Origin of the sequence: Schaalia sp. JY-X159, assembly GCF_014525425.1 — a bacterium.
Classification (GTDB): domain Bacteria; phylum Actinomycetota; class Actinomycetes; order Actinomycetales; family Actinomycetaceae; genus Scrofimicrobium.
In genome coordinates, this window is record NZ_JACEXI010000006.1 from 82,097 (window position 1) to 98,303 (window position 16,207).

Below are 16,207 nucleotides of genomic sequence, written 5' to 3' on the forward strand. Positions count from 1 at the left end.
CGAGATTGTCACAGTTCATTCCGGATGATCACCGGATAGATGTAGGTGCAACGTCAGCCAAGACACCGGAGAATTCTCTCAGCCGCTCTTCCCAGGTCCAGGGAGAAAGGGCCCCAGCACTCGCCGCTGGCGGCGGATCATCGAGCAGCAATTCGAGCGTCTCAACCAGCGAATCGGTTGACTTTTGCGGAGCTATCAACACAGGCATGCCCTGCGTTCGAAGCAGCTTCGCGCCTGGGACATCGAACGTGACCACACGCCCGTCCTCAGCGAGCGCTTCCAGCATTGTTGTTTGGAACCCCTCGGACAGCACAGTCGGGTTCACGAGAGTAGCTCCGCTGATCTCGCTCCGAACATGCTCGGGTGAAACTCGTCCACGGAGCTGCACCACATCGTCCACTCGGAGCTCCTCGGCGAGGCTTCGCGCTGCGTCAAAGTCAGATCCGTCTCCCAGGATGATTCCTTCAATGTCGCGACCATGGTCGCGGAGGCGAGCGACAGCCCGTAGGAAGGTATCCCATCCTTTCCCATCAACGAGACGCCCAACGAAGACTAAGCGTTCCGGACGATCCGGGACTTCGGCCGGGGAGAGACGCGGCCCAATCGCGTTATAGAAAACCTTGGGCTCCTTCGCCCCCAATCGTCGCGCAAAGGAAGCAGCCTCTTGCGAGACACCAAGTACTCGCTCCGCATGGCGCAAAACGTATCGACCAAGCGTGTTGTCCACGACCCTGCTTGCTAGGGCGATGATTGTGGAAGAGCTCGCAACGTAGCCGCTTCCATGTTCGGTGTGTACCACGGGAATGCAAGCCATATGCGCAGCACGCAGACCCACGAAGGTCATCGGGAAGAAGCGAGTATGGACGGAGACCGCATCAAATGCGCCCTCACTGAGAAACGATGCCAATCGCCTCGTGGTTCCGAGTGTCGGGAAGCTAATGACGCCGGAAATCGGCAAGTGTGCTTTACCGATCAGGATCCGCACGCCATTCTCAAGTCGAGTTCCGGGTTGCTCGTCGATGGTTATCACCGTGACGTCATTGCCTAGCTTTGCCAAGCCAGTTGCTAGCTGTTGCAGATGTTGCTCCAACCCACCAACCCTCGGCGGATACGTGTTTGTGATGATTGCGATTCTCATGGGGCTCCTCAATGACCACCCAGACGAAATGCCTGCCCGTTACAGTTTTGGGGGCGTCTGCGCCACTCCCCGGGGCGCCCCTCGATTCATGAGCATAAATGATAGAGCGAACACAAGGGCTAGAACCATCATGGCCAAGGAGTATGAAAGAGCAGCTCCCATAATCCCGCTAGTTGGCACAAGGACTCGGGACAACACCCATACCAGACCCGCGCTGGCGAGATACCCTCCCAACAATAGATGTTGCTGCCGCATAGTTGTCAGCGCGTAGTAGAAAATGACTGCTAGAGAGTTCATGGCGCCACCTACGACTATGACTAGCAACTCCCGGCGATACTCGGAAAGGTCTACGCTGTAAAGCAGGTTCAGTATTGGCACGCCAAGGAAATAGACCACAATGAAAGTTAGGGCAAAAGCTAGTCCCACACCCAGAATGCCCCTCTTGACTAGCCTTGTGAACCCTGCACGATTTCCCGCGGCCCAGTATGTTGCCATACGAGTGAGTAGGGGACGGAACACAAACATGGCAAGAATGTTGATTGCCAATGCCGGCATGAAAAGTATGGCGTAGTAGCCCTGCTGTGCTGAGTCCATGAATGCCTCAATGGCGAAGCGTGGTGCGTTCGTCAAGTACATTGCCAGGAAGGCTGCCAAGAAAAGAGGTAGGCAGGCGATCAAGAGAGAGCGCACCGGACCCACACTAAATGCAGGCCGCAGTGGAAACAGGCCCTTGGCCGGAGGCACAATCAAGAAAGCAACGGCCAAAGCGGTCACAATGATGGTCACAATGGTCGTAGTCGCAAGGTCGCGCGTAACGAAAATCAGGACAGTGAACACCGTTGTGGTTACCAGCACTCGGAAGAAGTTGGCACGCCCCGCGATATCGAGCCGACCGATCCTCTGAAATTCCCCATAGAACACATCCTCGAATGCGTCGAACACACGAAGTGAAGCAACGAGGATCACCACGATGGCGCTCTGTTGGCCTTTGCCGGTCACCAGAGCATAGGCCACAATTCCCACGACCATTACAACGAGAGTGACCAGGCGCGTAGCATAGTAGGTTCCGAAGGAAAAGCGGTGGCGAACATCGGTTGCCTGGTAGGGGCGAACTTCATAGGCGCCCACGGTTTGGAATTGCTGACCCACCGCTGTCGCCAGAGAGTAGACGCCAGCGGCAGCGATACCGGCCGCCCTCGTCACCACGATGAGCATCAGCACCATCGATAGCGATCCCATGAGGCTGCTCGCCGTGTTCCAGAAATAGTCCCGTCCCAGTTGGGACTTGCCGCTAGATCCCACTAATCCGGGTCGACTTCTGCGTAGCGGCCCAAGTCCACGTGGTATGGCTGGTGGTTCTTTCTCTTATTCTCTGGTGGTAGCTCCATGTAATCGCCGTAGCCGCGGGTCAATATCGCCTCATAGTTGTTGGGGAGCTGCACCTCGATGTCCCCAAATGGAGCTGACACTGATGGAAAGAGATCACCTTCTGCGACCTCCCATGCCATTGGATTCATATCCGTGAAGTCGGTGTGCCTGTTCCCAGGCTCTTGCTCGAAACGTCTCGCTGCCTTCTCCCATCGGTTCTGCAGGACTGTGGGACCCACGTGAAGGCCCTTTAGTGCCCGATACACAAGGCCCGTCACAGAATGCACTGCCCTTGTTACGGCAGGCTCGAGGCTCAAGTACGGGCGTGGAGTCCCCTGCAAGTACATCATGCGCCCCCAGAACCAAGCCTCCCGAGCTTGCAATCGGTACCGCCATGTCTCCCGCGGAACCTTGTCGAGGGGGAATATATCGATCGAGAGCCGCATCTTGTACGGACTGTCTTTGATGAATTCGGAGATGAACTCCGTGTCTCGGAGTCCCAGAACAGAGAACATGTTGGGAAACTCAGCGTCTACGCGAGAGTTCGAGAGTACATACTCTGGCTTTAATACGCCCGGAGCATGCGAAAGGAACCGCTCGTAGTCGCGTCGCAGCATACATACGTCGACGTCATCATCCCACGGGATAAATCCGCCGTGGCGAACCGCACCCAGAGCGGTTCCCCCGTAGACGACATAGGGAGTCCCAACCTCTGCACATACACGATCGAACTCTTTCAAGATCCTCGTCAGTAACTCTTGGATGCGCCGAAGCAAATCCGGGTCATCATAATCCTTAAACACGGTTCCTCCTAGCGGGCACTCCCACGTATCATCTCGAACTGGGCCTAGAACCCCGCGTCGGGCTCCTCCTGGCCGTTTTCCTCCTCGACGTCCCGCACCTCCTCTAGCACCCTCACCCTCTCGGATACCAGTGCGATCTCCTCAGCCAGCCTTCTGTCCGAGTCCGAATTCTTCGACAGGTCGACACTGAACTGCAGCGTGATGAGCAACAATACGATACCTCCGGCAAACAACCCGAGGTTGAAGGGGACTTCGACACCGAGATGTCGTGAGAGGAAGGAGAGTATTTGAGGGAACACGGAAATCAGTACCACGGCGATGCCGATCACAATCCACCAGGTCGCGTATTTCTCCTTCATGCGTCCTGAGCGAAGGTTAACGAAAATCGCTGCGAAGACTACCAGCGAGAACACAATGCCGAAAATGTAGCTCGTGCTGCTCATTTTCCTGCGCCCCCCACAGATAGAGGTCTCTGCGTGAGCGCTATCGCGAGCGCAAACCACGCTCGAAGTAGGAAACGCGTTGACTTTAGTGCACCGTGGGACGGCTCACCGCCCGCCCTGGGCCTCATCTCCACTGGAACCTGAATGATCTTGAGCCTGCGTCGCGCGGCGATTGTCAAAGCACCGATCGTGTCTCCCAGGTACTCTGCCGGGTAATCCACCGAGAACAACTCAATTGCCTTCTTGGAATTTAGCTTGAACCCTGACGTGGTATCCGTCAATTTGGCTTTGGTGACCGGCGAGAGGACAGCTGACAACAAACTCATTGCCCATCGACGAGGGCCCTTAGTCTGGTAGCTTCCAGTGCCCGCGAACCTCGCCCCGATCACAATGTCTGCATCCGCCGCTCTTGCTGCATCCAGGAGGCGAGGAATATCAGCGGGATCATGTTGACCGTCTGCATCCAGCTGTAGGGCCCAGTCATAGCCATTGCGACGCGCATATAAGTACCCCGTGCGCATGGCCGCACCAACCCCCAGGTTCAACGGTAGCTCGAGCACCTTCACACCACCGTCCCTAGCGATTTTCGCCGTGTCATCCACAGAACCATCGGAGACGACAACGACGTCTGCCCACGGTACTGCTGTACGGAGCTCAGTGAGAACGTCACCGATCACGCTGGCTTCGTTCCAAGCTGGAATCACGACCAAAAGTCGCTCTCCGGAGGCAATCACCTTCTCATTCATTTGATCCCCAACACCGTCGTGAGACGCGCTTGGGCCCCTAGTCCCGGCCCTGCTCAATCAGGTCGAGGAGGTATTCTCCGTAACCTGACTTGACCAGGGGAAGAGCTACTTCTCGCAGTTCCTCATCCGTCAGAAATTCCTTACGCCAGCCCACTTCTTCGGGGCAGCCAATCTTCATTCCCTGACGATCTTGAACGGTACGAATGAATACCGCGGCATCTGACAGATCGTCGAAAGTTCCGGTGTCAAGCCATGCGGTGCCCCTGGGAAGGACCTCGACAGCGAGATCCCCCCTATCAAGGTAAACCTTGTTGACGTCCGTAATCTCGTACTCGCCGCGGGCAGATGGCTCCAGATCCTTAGCTATCTGGACAACCGTGTTGTCGTAAAAGTACAGACCCGGGACCGCGTAGTGCGAGCGAGGCGCAGCCGGCTTCTCTTCCAAAGAGACCGCTCTGTTGTCGCGGTCAAACTCCACGACCCCGTATGCCGAAGGGTTGGACACGCGGTACGCAAAGACGGCACCACCCTTGATATCTGTAAGGCGTGAGAGTCGAGACCCCATACCGGGACCATAAAAGAGGTTATCGCCGAGGACGAGCGCAACCTTGTCATCTCCAATAAAGTCCGCCCCGATGACGAATGCCTGTGCAAGACCATTGGGAACAGCTTGTTGCGCGTAAGTTATCTTGATGCCGAACTGGGACCCGTCTCCCAGCAGCCTCTCAAATCCGGCAGCGTCATGAGGGGTGGTAATTATGAGGATCTCATTGATTCCCGCCAGCATCAGTGTCGTCAGCGGGTAATAGATCATCGGTTTGTCGTACACCGGCATCAGCTGCTTCGATGTGCCCAGCGTGAGCGGGTGTAGCCGCGTGCCCGACCCGCCTGCCAGAATGATTCCCTTCATTGCGACCCTTCCTCGTACTCTCGGTTGATCCACTCAACTCTACCAAGGTGTCTGTCACGAGATTTGACTGATGCGCGACTAACGTCATCAGGACGAAGATACCAACAGTCATGCACAGGGCTCCGACGATCCAAACGACTCGAGGTCCTATCGCCCATGGCCACCAGGGTTCCCCTGCCGCGGAACTCATACCGTCCGAGGTGACCCCGCTTGCAAATCTGAGAATCGTGGTGGCAAGAGCGGATGCGTTTGCCACCGAAGCAATCCCCGCGATCCCGATCGTCTGTCCCAAGGAGAGTCCCAACGGCTTCTTGGTGCCTGGCTGGACCCACACTAGCAATGCGAAAGCGAGAAGTGGCAGCATATAGCGACCTTGGTAGTACGTTACCGGCGCCACGTGCCGAAGCGTCATGCTTACCACGGGAATCCCGTAGAGAGCTCCGAACACGACCATGGCGGCGAACCCGTTTCGCCACGAGATGTCATGAGCTCCTGCAAACAAGAGAGCACCAAATACTATGACCATTACCAGGGTCGCCCAGCCGGTTAGGGGAACATCCAACCAACCCGGGCCCATCCCCAAACCCCAAAGGGATGCTGCGTACGCAGGGAGAGAGGCTATGTTGTCCACGAGCACTTCTAGTGTGGAGGCATTCAAATCCACTGGCCATCCTCCGTCCCCCGTGAGGTTGTCGGCTTGCGTGGATGATAGGAGAACAAGGAGTCCCAGTCCCGTAGCGATGCCCGAGAGGATGACCTCGGGCATCAGGTTCTTCCTGAATGGCACCAACAGCCAGAGAGCCAACGTCACAATCAGCAGGTAGAAGGCGGCGTCAGGACGGCTCATCATCGCCATCCCGGCGCCCATAACCGCGAAGGCGAGTAAGGTCCATCTGCGCCAATGGGAAGAGCCTGCGGCTGAGACAAGCGCACCCCCGTAGATCAGAACGCCGCTGATGGCCCAACTGCTGGGGTTGTTCGACGCGACGAAGTACACCCCCATTGGAACCCATGCCGCAACGGTGGCCAGAATCAGATTCTGTCGAGCCCGCGGTGCAGACAATGCCCCGACAGCGACAACACCACCGAGACCAAGGATAACGTTGGCAAAGCGCATCATCACGACCGACCTGTGAACGTCTGGGCCGACTAAGGTGTGGTGGAAGCGGTAGTATCCCGGAGGGTATGCTCCATCATCAAATCGGTATGAGGGGACATATACGTCATCGGCAAGATCGTCCGTGCAGGCTGCCGACGTCTCGGGATGGAACGCCCAACAGTCTTGAGACATGTACACCGTCTCAGGTACAACGATCTTGGTTACCTCACCATTCGACACCACCACATCGCAAGAGCCGCCCTCAACTGGATTAGGACACCAGGTGCTGCCCAGATGGTAGTCATCGTCCGGGGAGCCTCCCACAGGTGAGACTAGCGCCCATGTCAGAAACCCAACGAGAATACATAGTGTGCCGACAAGACCAGCCACCAAGCTCCGAACGCGTGTAGTGTCCTCACTCTTCAACAATGAATTCCAATCACTTGGCCGGCGGTAAAGAACCGACTACTTTCGAATAGACCGTTCCTATGCTCTCAGAGCCAGACCGGGCTTTGAAGGCTGCGGTACCTTCGCTCCTAGATGTCTCGCGTTGGAAACTATCGTAAAGCACTGTTGTCAAAGAGTAACCGCCGTCGGTCAGCGACAAGCTCGGGAGCACGAATCGAACCGTCTGGTGCCCCTCTAGGACCGCACCTTTGAGTCCGGCGGCGTGTGCGCTGGTAATGAGGATCGTTGATCCCAGGGAATTGTTGACTGAGAGTGTCAGATCCCATTGTGACACTTGGTGTGGCACGAACAGCTCTACATCAACGGTTAGATCATCACCTGGGGTCAGTGCTTTACCTTCTGTTCGAGGAACGACAGAGACGATGACAGGTTCGTCACCTTCCTCAACATCATCGCGGCGAGTGGCGACTGAGACTCCCTCTGAGCCCTCAATGAACAGACCTGTCCTCATGACCTGAACCGCTTCAGTTGGGTCCCCATCAAAAGCAACCGTGCCTTTGTGGAGGACAACCGCCCTGTCACACAACGAAGTAATATGCCCCATCGCATGCGAGACGATAATGATAGTGCGGCCCTCTGCCTGAAACTCCTGAATTTTCTTGAGGCACTTTTCCTGGAAGGCCTCGTCTCCAACCGCAAGAACTTCATCAACAAGGAGAATATCCGGATCGACATGGACTGCGACTGCGAAGGCCAAGCGCACGTACATGCCGGAGGAGTAAAACTTCACTTGAGTATCAATGAACTGCGCAATACCTGAGAAGGCAACGATGCTCTCGAACTTTGCGTCTGTCTCTGCTCGTGACATGCCGAGGATCGATGCGTTCAAGTAGACGTTCTCACGCCCGGTCAGATCCGGGTGGAAGCCAGCTCCAAGCTCAAGCAACGCTGCAAGTCGACCACGGGTCTCAACCATGCCTTCATCAGGTTGGATGATACCGCCGATCATCTTCAATAGTGTTGACTTACCCGAACCATTTGGCCCAATCAAGCCAACAGTCGTACCCGCCTTGAACTTGAGTGAGATACCTTTCAGCGCCCAGAACCTATCCTCGTGCTTCTTTGACTCTCCCGGGTGGAGGACCCGATCCTTGACCGATTTATCCTTACGGAGAACAAAGAACTTAGAGGCGTCCTTCACTATTGCTATCTCTGGACCAGGTGGTAGGTGTGAGCCTTCGTCATGACCCTCTGTAAACGGGATTTCTTGAGTCATCAGAGTTCCTGCGCAAAGTTTGGTTGAAGTCGGGCGAAGACACGCTGTCCCCACCAGAGAACAAAGACGCCGATCACGCTCGCGATACCCATGCGGAATGCCAAGTCATCAGGAATAACCCCATCGCTTGCACCCGCCCAAAAAGCCTCTTGAAAACCAAGAACTGCGAGCGTTACTGGGTTGTTGATGTACACATTTGTGAGCCAGCCAAGACCGCGCATTGAGAACGCATCGGCCACAAAGGTCCAGGAGTAGACAATCGGGCTAAACCACATCAGCAACATGACAACAACCTCGACCATGAACTGGATATCTCGGAGGTAGACATTCCAAGCCGCAAGGAAGAGTCCCAGCCCAACACCGTAAAGGAGGACAATAAGCACAGAGAGCAGTGAGAAAAGAAGGTTAGCGCCGAACACGATTGTTCCGACGAACGCCGCAGCAACCAAGAGAATAACCATCTGCAGCCCGAAATTCACGAGTGCAGCACCCACGGCGGCAATTGGAAAAATCTCCCTGGGAAGATAGATCTTCTTGATGAGTCCGGAGTTCGCGATAATCGAACTGGTCATCGTGTTCACGACCTCGGAGAACAAGCCATAAATGGTGAGGCCCGAGAAGATGAAGATCGCGAAGTTGTTTATGTTTCTCGCTGCACCTAAGAACTCCCCCATCACCAGGTAGTAGATGAGGAGCTGAGTCAGTGGACGAATCATCGACCATACAAGACCAAGCGTGCTGTCCTTGTATCTTCCAACCAACTCCCGCCGTACAAGAAGCCCAAGTAGTTCGCGACGGGAAAAAACTTCACGAATGGCGCCGAAGAACCCAGTTACCGCATTCTCCTTGCGGCGGTAACTCACGAGCGGAAGATTTTCAAGACGCTTATAGCGCGCATCTACGATCTTGGAGTCCTCAGACACAGCGGACTCCATCCTGAAAAGACCGCGTACCACACAGTTCTGTCGGTGCCATGAAGACAATGATAACCATCTACGCGCGTCTCCCGAATTCGGTCTGGCTGCATTCAGTGTCTAACGGCCATCATTTCTGTAGGCTGTGAACAATCAAGTGGCATGGAAGCGTGTAATAAGGAACGGTGTTGGTGTGAAGACTGAACTAAATAGAACACTGGTATTCCTGTTGTACGACGCAGATGGCGTTTGCGATACCTCCGTCCTTCACACCCTTCGTGGATTCCGTTTCTTTGTGGAGAACATACTGGTTGTTGTGAATGGGTCCCTACAGGCGAGCTCACTCGAGGCTGTCAGGGCGATCGCAGACGACGTCCTAGAGCGTGACAACGTGGGATTCGATGTTGGCGCCTACAGAGACGCACTCGAGTTTCTCGGATGGGACACGCTTGCAGGTGTCGACGAGCTCTTCCTAGTGAACTACACATTTTTTGGCCCGGTGGGATCTTTTGAGCCGCTTCTGGACCGTATGGACTCAGTTGACGTTGACTTGTGGGGTATCACCGATCACCCCGCAGTCTCGCCTCATCCGTACACAGGTCGCGGAACGATGCCGGAACACTTGCAGTCCTATTGGTTGTCGATACGGGGGCCCATCCTGCGCAGCCCCGAGTTTCGACGCTACTGGAAGTCATTGAAGGACCCGACTTCCTACTCGGAGGTCGTCACTCAGTTCGAATGCGAGTTCACCAGGTACTTCGCGGACCTCGGATTCACCTGGCAAGCCGCCTTCCCGGCTGCCAACTACGGAGTCTCAAACGCCACCATGGAGGCACCTGTTGGTCTTCTCCAAGATGGTTGCCCACTATTCAAGAAGCGTCTCTATTTCCATGATGTGCCCGCTCTAGTTGACCAAGGCATAGTAACCGCCGCGGTAACAGAGGAAGCAAAGCGTCGAGGATACCCCGAGGACCTAATAGTTGAGGGTGTCGTTCGACGAACAACCACGAGAGAGCTTACTGAAGGAATCGGCGCAAGCTACATCCGGGTTACGGACCCTCTTGAGGAGAGCATCCAACCCAATGTGATCGAACTCCAAGGTGACCGTGTAGCACTCAGAAGTCGAACGTCACATCCATGGAAGACCCTCGCTGAACGCGGAATCGACGCACTCATGGGCGAGGCAGACATCCTCATAATTGCTCCCAGACCTCCTAGGCCCGGTTTGCGCGCAGACGGGATACAGCTCCGATACCAGAACGTCACTGAGGCCATCACAGCTGATCCAGAATTCATCGTCGGACTGTTCGATGCTCACTCAAAACTTGGAGCCGTTTACCCGTACGTGCAGGTCGTCGGTACTGCAGTGCGAGGGCGAAGTTGGTTTGGTAGCTCACTCCTTTCAATGAAGTTGGCGGACCAGCTCGAGCTGACGGGGAAGTTCAGCCAGACATCTCCCGTGGCGCCCTACCGTGGAGCAGCGGCCTACCGCCGAGAGGTGGTGGAACTCCTGAGGGAGGCAATAGTTAGGGGTGGAGGGTGGAAATCACTTGTTGACCTCGTAGGTGATGACGAGGTACTTCACCAAATGTTGGACATGCTGACGGGGGACATAGCACGCAACGGGGGCTTCTTCGTTGGTGAGACAGGGAGTCTTACAGAGGCCCAGACGAGTTTACTTTTCGTCGTAGATCTCTACTCGCATACTCCCAGAATCTTCCGCGACTACACGCACTACCCGTATTCGGGACATGTGATTGCTCCGACCCTGAAAAATAGGATCGGTAAAGCGATCCAGAACCTATCCCCAGGAACATTTGATCGCGTGCATAATCTAGAACTGCAAGCGAGATCCGCGATTTCGGGCATGAGGCGGGTTGAGAAATGACGGCCTATCGTCGTGCGACGCGATCACGGACACTGGTTTTCGCAGCAGCTGACTCAAAAGCCACAACAGAGGACATTGACGCTGCTGGCCAGTATCTCCTTTCAGCGCTTCGTCCCTACTGCTCGTCGACCCTCATTGCGGTACCAGCTAACCGCGCCAACTCATCGCTCAGAGTTTCAGACTCGGGTATGACTCACCTGCCTTATGACCGAGATCGCGGACTCGCGGGGATCCTCGCATCGCTTGCAGCAGCCTCACCCTCTTTGACACACCAGCTCGGGGAGGAGATTCTCATCGTAACCGATGGCCTCATCGGTCCACTTTCCGACCTTGACGATCTTTTCTCACGCCTTGATGCCCCGGGGAGATCGATCCGTTTCCTCACCAAGCCCGATCCAACGTACGACGGAGAACAGGGCACTGAGTCCCTGGCGCTTGAGCCTCAGTTCTTGCAGCTTTCCCACAACACGCTTCGATCCTCAGAGCTCCTGGTGGCCCTCAACGGCGCGTCTAGTCTCCGTGATCTTCTGCTGGCACTAGCACCGGCAGGTCTCACTCCCGGTTGGCTCTATGGAAACTCCGACGAAGACTATTTCTTGCGTTCCTCCACGGCTGGCATCCCACTAATCCCTTGGGCAACGTTCACTTCTGATCCGCTACTCTTGGAACGGTGGGCCGTGAGCGCGCGCACCGCATACAGTGAAGTAGTGAAGAGCGGATACCCACTCGACATTTTCTGGAGCCACCTGACCCATGCTGTTCCACCGCAAGTCTGGTATACAAATATCGCACTTCTGGATATACCCCAAGGTGTAGCGCCCAAGCACAAGAACACCCTGAAGACTGCAGTATGCGCCCACGTGTTCTATCCTGACATGCTCCGCGAGATGGTTCGCTATGCCTCAAACATCCCGTCACCCGTCTCTCTCTTTATCACAACTGATTCCGCTGAGAAGCAAGCGAGGCTCGAAGCATCCCTGAAGGAACTCCCATATCAAGCGCATTTCGACCACATTGAAGTCCGCACAGTCGCTACAAATGACGGGCGTGATATCTCAGCGTTCCTGGTGGATTGCGGTGATGTCATCCGGGATGTAGAACTCGATCTGGTTGTCAAGATGCACTCGAAGCGATCTGTCCAGGACCCTCAAAGCGTCAGCTCGTGGTTCCGCAGCCACCTCTTCGAGAATCTTTTTTCTTCCTCCAATCACGTCGCTCACATCTACAACCGTTTCACGAATGAACCGCAGCTCGGAATGGTCTTTCCTCCCGTGATCCACATGGGGCTCCCGACGATGGGCAACGGGTGGACAGCTAATCGCCTCCCCGCCGAAAGATTGGGGAAGCGACTCGGGATAGATATCCCCTTCGACACACACACTCCCCTATCGCCATACGGCAGCATGTTCATCGCGCGGCGCGAAGCACTGCTTCCGCTTGTTGATGCCAATTTCAGGCCCAACGAGTTTCCAAGAGGCGACAACTACCGCGACGGATCCCTGGCACACGTCCTCGAACGCCTATACAGCTATGTCGTCTACAGCCAGGGTTACTACTCTCGTTGCGTTCAAACTCCAGAATTGGCAGAAATATCGGCGGTTACTCTCGAGTACAAGCTAGACACAAGCTCTTCGTATATTCATCCACACGTTCTTGAGCAAGTGAAAATGCTTGACGCCGGAGCTTCCGGCGTCCCTCCAGTGACATCCATTCGATCACTAGTACAGCGACGCGTCAGCGCACGCTTCCCTAGGTTTGGGGAGTCTCTAACCGCTGGATGGATGGCTGGGAAGAAAACTAGGCGCGCAATCAGGTCAAAGATCGCATCTATAAGAGGCGCCTAGTTCGTATCATCGCATGCAGTTATGCGCCACAGTGATATGCCACCTGATTGGGCAACAAGCTCGAACCCTGACCCAACATCCACGTTGTAGAAGCCCGCATATGCGGGATCTCGCCGATTCACCGGAGTTCCACTGTCAATCATCAGGCCCACGATACCGTGACGCTCAATCGCCTCACACACTTGAGGGTCGGTGAGAATCTGATCAAATTCAGTCGCGAGCAGACTCTGGTCTCCCGAGCTGTACAAGGGGCGTGGGTAGAAAGAATCGACCCCACCGAATACTGACACGAAACCCACACCACTGGAGTAGGAACCTACCAGCACTTCGCCGTCCTCAAATGCGGCACTAGCTGCTTCGAGCACAACGACCCTGTCTTCGTCCAAGACTGACGGCACGCGAGGATCGAGACTGTAGCCGAGCTTTGCGTATCCGCCTAGCGTTCGTCCCGTGGAAAGGGCAGCCGGCAAGACAATTACCACGACCAGCAGCAAGGAGGCGAACCCAACCAACCCGAACCAACGTCGACGATCTTCAATTGGAGGGTCGATGAGTCGGCATACTACTCGGCTGGCCCCTACCGATGCGAAGACGAGCGTCACTATGAGGAAAGGCACGAGGAGGCGTGTATCGTCCTTCCACCACGGACCAGTCAGTGCGCGTAAGCGGTTTTCGGGTCCACCGGCGAGTACAAATAGCAACCCGTAGGTGAGTCCTGACGCCAGCAGCACGCGAGCCGCTCCAAAGTTGCGCATCGTCCATATCCCAAGTATTGCGAACCCAAAAACACACAACCACAGAAGCACTAACGAAACATTCGGAAACAATGGGGCTGACGCTAGCGTCCCACTTAAGAGCGTGGCGACAACCTCTGTATATGCCTTTGACTCACGGCTGAACATTCCGAGGTTGTTCACATAGTCACTGCGCAAGACCACGGCAAATAGCGTAAATACTGCCAAACTAGCAATGATGACCACCGAGGAAGACGCCATCTTTGCCCCCCGCGACCACAGGGTGGCGGAGAGCTGCAAGATAGCACCCAAGATCGAAATCCCCACTACCACCATCAGCAGCAGCCCAACGCTCGGGTGCGCTGCGAAGAGACCAACTGCCGCCAGAACTCCGAGGAAATAGGCCGCAGGAGAACGCGCATTATCGACAATCAGAAGCACGATCGCAATTCCGGCTGGCAGGAACGCCAGGCCCAACCCCAGCGGATGAATGGAAGTTCGGAACACCAAGTTTCCGGGGAAAACTGTGCACAGTAGCGCAAATAATGGTACGAACAGGGTTACAAAGCGAGACTTTGGCGCCGTTATAAGTCCCAGCATCGCAAGCGACCAGGGCCAGAAGACTGAGCCCGTCGCGATCACTGCAGCATTTGAGGCGAGCACTATTCGATCTCCGAAGGAGAATAGCGATACCAGTGAGTGCCACAAGGTTGGGTAGTAAACCGCACCCTGCCCACCAGGATCGTACATGGCAGATAGGCCGCCAAACGGGCTGGTACTTGCACCATCAAGCAACAGTTGGATTCCGTTGTAGTGGAACTGTGCATCACCGAATGATTGGATCGCTGCTGCTCCCGGCCAAGTGATGACGAGCGCTACGGTTTGTATAACCGCAAACAATAAGATGCCGACAACCACCAGTCGCGCGGTGCGTCCACTGATCTCCGGAACACTCAATCTTGGCCCTCGAGCAGCGTCCTTCCATTCCGCTAGGAGGAATGCTGCTATGAGAAGTACGAGGGTGATACAAACCTGCCACCAGGACCACCTCCAGCCGACTACGCCATTGACCAGAGTAAGAAGTCCGAGAATGCCCAATCCCACTGGTGGCGACAGAACAACAGCCTGCGGGCTCCGGAGACCGAGAATTCGCAAAGGGAGGTACCCGAGTGCCCCTATGAGAACCACGATCCCAAGGACCAAACCCAACAGGGTGAACCACTCCAGCACCGATATACCCCCCGCCATCTACTCCCCAATAACCAGGCGAGGCGTACCAACCCAGTTGTCCGGGTTCGTGATGCGGCGCCCGTCAAAGAGGAGTTTGATGCCGGGGAAGTCGCGTGGGGAAAGATCCGCGTAGCTCTTGTGATCGGCTTGTACGATCACCACGTCAACGTCCTCACCAACGTGGTAGGGATCCCAGCCAAAGGCGGCCAGTTCTTCGTCCTCGTACATGGGGTCTTCAACAACTACGTCGACGCCCTCACGACGCAGCGCATCAACAGTTTCAAAAACGCCGCTGAACGCGGTCTCTTTGACGCCGCCACGGTAGGAAGCACCCAACACGGCAACCTTCTGGCCCTTCAAAGGACCAACCAGGCTCTTCACCTGGGACACCACGTAGTCGGGCATTGCCGCGTTGAACTGGCGCGCGGTCCGCACGATCGAAGCATCGGGATCCGTCGACAGGTAGAGGCGTGGATAAACCGGAATGCAGTGACCACCAACCGCAATTCCGGGGCGGTGAATGTGACTGTAGGGCTGGGAGTTGCAGGCGTCGATTACGCGGTTGACGTCAATGCCTTCCTTGTCTGCGTAAACGGCAAACTGGTTAGCCAAACCAATGTTGACATCGCGGTACGTTGTCTCAGCCAACTTGGCCATCTCCGCGGCCTCGGCGCTGCCCATGTCCCACACTCCATTTTCACGGGGAAGGTCGGGACGCTCATCAAAAGACAGCACCTGCTTGTAGAACTCAATGCCTGCCTTGGTTCCACGGTCCGACAGTCCGCCAACCAGTTTGGGGTACTTGCGCAGGTCGGCAAACACGCGACCGGTCAGGACACGTTCGGGGCTGAAGACGAGGTCGAAATCCACGCCCTCTTTCAAACCGGAGATCTGCTCAATCATTGGCTTCCAACGGTTGCGTGTTGTTCCCACCGGGAGGGTTGTCTCGTAGGAAACCAGGGTTCCGGGGGTGAGGTGTTCCGCAAGCGAAGCGGTGGCCGCATCCATCCAGCCAAAGTCGGGCTCCCAGGTCTCATCATTTACAAACAGAGGAACGACCAGGACGACAGCGTCCGCACCGGGAATGGCCTCTGCGTAGTCGGTTGTGGCCCGCAGTCGTCCGGCGGGAACGAGGACGGACAGCTTCTCCTGTAAGAAGTCTTCCCCGGGGAACGGCTCAATACCCGCATTGACCAGATCAACCGTGTGCTGATTAACGTCAACGCCCACCACTTCGCAGCCTGCGTCAGCAAACTGGACTGCCAGTGGCAAACCGATCTTTCCAAGAGCAACAACTGCTACGCGCATGAAGTGTGCCTTTCATTCCGTGCAAGTATCCGCGGATCAACCGGGGTCAAGTCTACAGTTGGGGCTTCGGCAGCAATCCTGCTTGTGACCAGATAAAC

Annotated in this window: 13 protein-coding genes; 2 read left to right on the top strand and 11 right to left on the bottom strand. The window is 55.8% G+C overall.

Going from position 1 to position 16,207, the window contains the following annotated elements; translation table 11 throughout:
* Positions 1–28: 28 nt before the first annotated feature.
* From IDL90_RS10130 to IDL90_RS10165, 9 genes are all read right to left on the bottom strand, one after another.
* Entirely contained in the window at positions 29–1,138 is a 1,110-nt protein-coding gene (locus IDL90_RS10130; protein WP_187994417.1) for a glycosyltransferase family 4 protein, read from the bottom strand.
* 39 nt (positions 1,139–1,177) lie between these two features.
* Entirely contained in the window at positions 1,178–2,377 is a 1,200-nt protein-coding gene (locus IDL90_RS10135; RefSeq protein ID WP_259349546.1) for a lipopolysaccharide biosynthesis protein, read from the bottom strand.
* Between the two features lie 62 nt (positions 2,378–2,439).
* Positions 2,440–3,309: a phosphorylcholine transferase LicD gene (locus IDL90_RS10140; RefSeq protein ID WP_182141816.1), complete on the bottom strand. Its 870-nt coding sequence runs from the start codon at positions 3,307–3,309 to the stop codon at positions 2,440–2,442.
* Positions 3,310–3,353: 44 nt separating this feature from the next.
* Entirely contained in the window at positions 3,354–3,752 is a 399-nt protein-coding gene (locus tag IDL90_RS10145; protein ID WP_187994418.1) for a DUF2304 domain-containing protein, read from the bottom strand.
* A complete protein-coding gene (locus IDL90_RS10150; RefSeq protein WP_182141814.1) occupies positions 3,749–4,498 on the bottom strand; it encodes a glycosyltransferase family 2 protein in 750 nt (249 codons plus the stop codon). The genes IDL90_RS10145 and IDL90_RS10150 overlap by 4 nt, the downstream gene beginning before the upstream one ends.
* A gap of 37 nt (positions 4,499–4,535) precedes the next feature.
* Positions 4,536–5,354, bottom strand: coding sequence for a glucose-1-phosphate thymidylyltransferase RfbA (gene rfbA, locus IDL90_RS10155; RefSeq protein WP_259349594.1), 819 nt, complete (start codon positions 5,352–5,354; stop codon positions 4,536–4,538).
* Positions 5,266–6,897, bottom strand: coding sequence for a DUF2142 domain-containing protein (locus IDL90_RS11585; RefSeq protein ID WP_316930277.1), 1,632 nt, complete (start codon positions 6,895–6,897; stop codon positions 5,266–5,268). Before IDL90_RS11585 ends, rfbA begins: the two co-directional genes overlap by 89 nt.
* A 49-nt stretch (positions 6,898–6,946) precedes the next feature.
* The gene (locus IDL90_RS10160; protein WP_187994419.1) at positions 6,947–8,191 is read right to left on the bottom strand and encodes an ABC transporter ATP-binding protein; all 1,245 of its coding nucleotides are present in this window, start codon (positions 8,189–8,191) and stop codon (positions 6,947–6,949) included.
* A complete protein-coding gene (locus IDL90_RS10165; protein ID WP_223175173.1) occupies positions 8,191–9,114 on the bottom strand; it encodes an ABC transporter permease in 924 nt (307 codons plus the stop codon). Before IDL90_RS10165 ends, IDL90_RS10160 begins: the two co-directional genes overlap by 1 nt.
* A gap of 184 nt (positions 9,115–9,298) precedes the next feature.
* Between IDL90_RS10165 and IDL90_RS10170 the strand changes: the two genes are divergently transcribed.
* Both IDL90_RS10170 and IDL90_RS10175 read left to right on the top strand, forming a co-directional pair.
* Positions 9,299–10,993: a rhamnan synthesis F family protein gene (locus tag IDL90_RS10170; protein WP_187994421.1), complete on the top strand. Its 1,695-nt coding sequence runs from the start codon at positions 9,299–9,301 to the stop codon at positions 10,991–10,993.
* Positions 10,990–12,837 (top strand): rhamnan synthesis F family protein, encoded by a 1,848-nt coding sequence (locus IDL90_RS10175; RefSeq protein ID WP_187994422.1) that lies wholly within the window; start codon positions 10,990–10,992, stop codon positions 12,835–12,837. Before IDL90_RS10170 ends, IDL90_RS10175 begins: the two co-directional genes overlap by 4 nt.
* Here IDL90_RS10175 and IDL90_RS10180 read toward each other — a convergent pair.
* Together IDL90_RS10180 and IDL90_RS10185 are read right to left on the bottom strand one after the other, a co-directional pair.
* The gene (locus tag IDL90_RS10180; RefSeq protein ID WP_187994423.1) at positions 12,834–14,819 is read right to left on the bottom strand and encodes a DUF6541 family protein; all 1,986 of its coding nucleotides are present in this window, start codon (positions 14,817–14,819) and stop codon (positions 12,834–12,836) included. The genes IDL90_RS10175 and IDL90_RS10180 overlap by 4 nt on opposite strands.
* A complete protein-coding gene (locus IDL90_RS10185) occupies positions 14,820–16,109 on the bottom strand; it encodes a nucleotide sugar dehydrogenase (protein WP_187994424.1) in 1,290 nt (429 codons plus the stop codon).
* Positions 16,110–16,207: the final 98 nt, after the last annotated feature.

Bases quoted from the DNA above. Each gene is read 5' to 3' on its own strand.
- IDL90_RS10130 (WP_187994417.1), bottom strand. From the start codon at position 1,138: ATGAGAATCGCAATCATCACAAACACGTATCCGCCGAGGGTTGGTGGG.
- IDL90_RS10160 (WP_187994419.1), bottom strand. From the start codon at position 8,191: ATGACTCAAGAAATCCCGTTTACAGAGGGTCATGACGAAGGCTCACAC.
- IDL90_RS10150 (WP_182141814.1), bottom strand. From the start codon at position 4,498: ATGAATGAGAAGGTGATTGCCTCCGGAGAGCGACTTTTGGTCGTGATT.
- IDL90_RS10145 (WP_187994418.1), bottom strand. From the start codon at position 3,752: ATGAGCAGCACGAGCTACATTTTCGGCATTGTGTTCTCGCTGGTAGTC.
- IDL90_RS10180 (WP_187994423.1), bottom strand. From the start codon at position 14,819: ATGGCGGGGGGTATATCGGTGCTGGAGTGGTTCACCCTGTTGGGTTTG.
- IDL90_RS10185 (WP_187994424.1), bottom strand. From the start codon at position 16,109: ATGCGCGTAGCAGTTGTTGCTCTTGGAAAGATCGGTTTGCCACTGGCA.
- IDL90_RS10175 (WP_187994422.1), top strand. From the start codon at position 10,990: ATGACGGCCTATCGTCGTGCGACGCGATCACGGACACTGGTTTTCGCA.
- IDL90_RS10135 (WP_259349546.1), bottom strand. From the start codon at position 2,377: ATGGGATCGCTATCGATGGTGCTGATGCTCATCGTGGTGACGAGGGCG.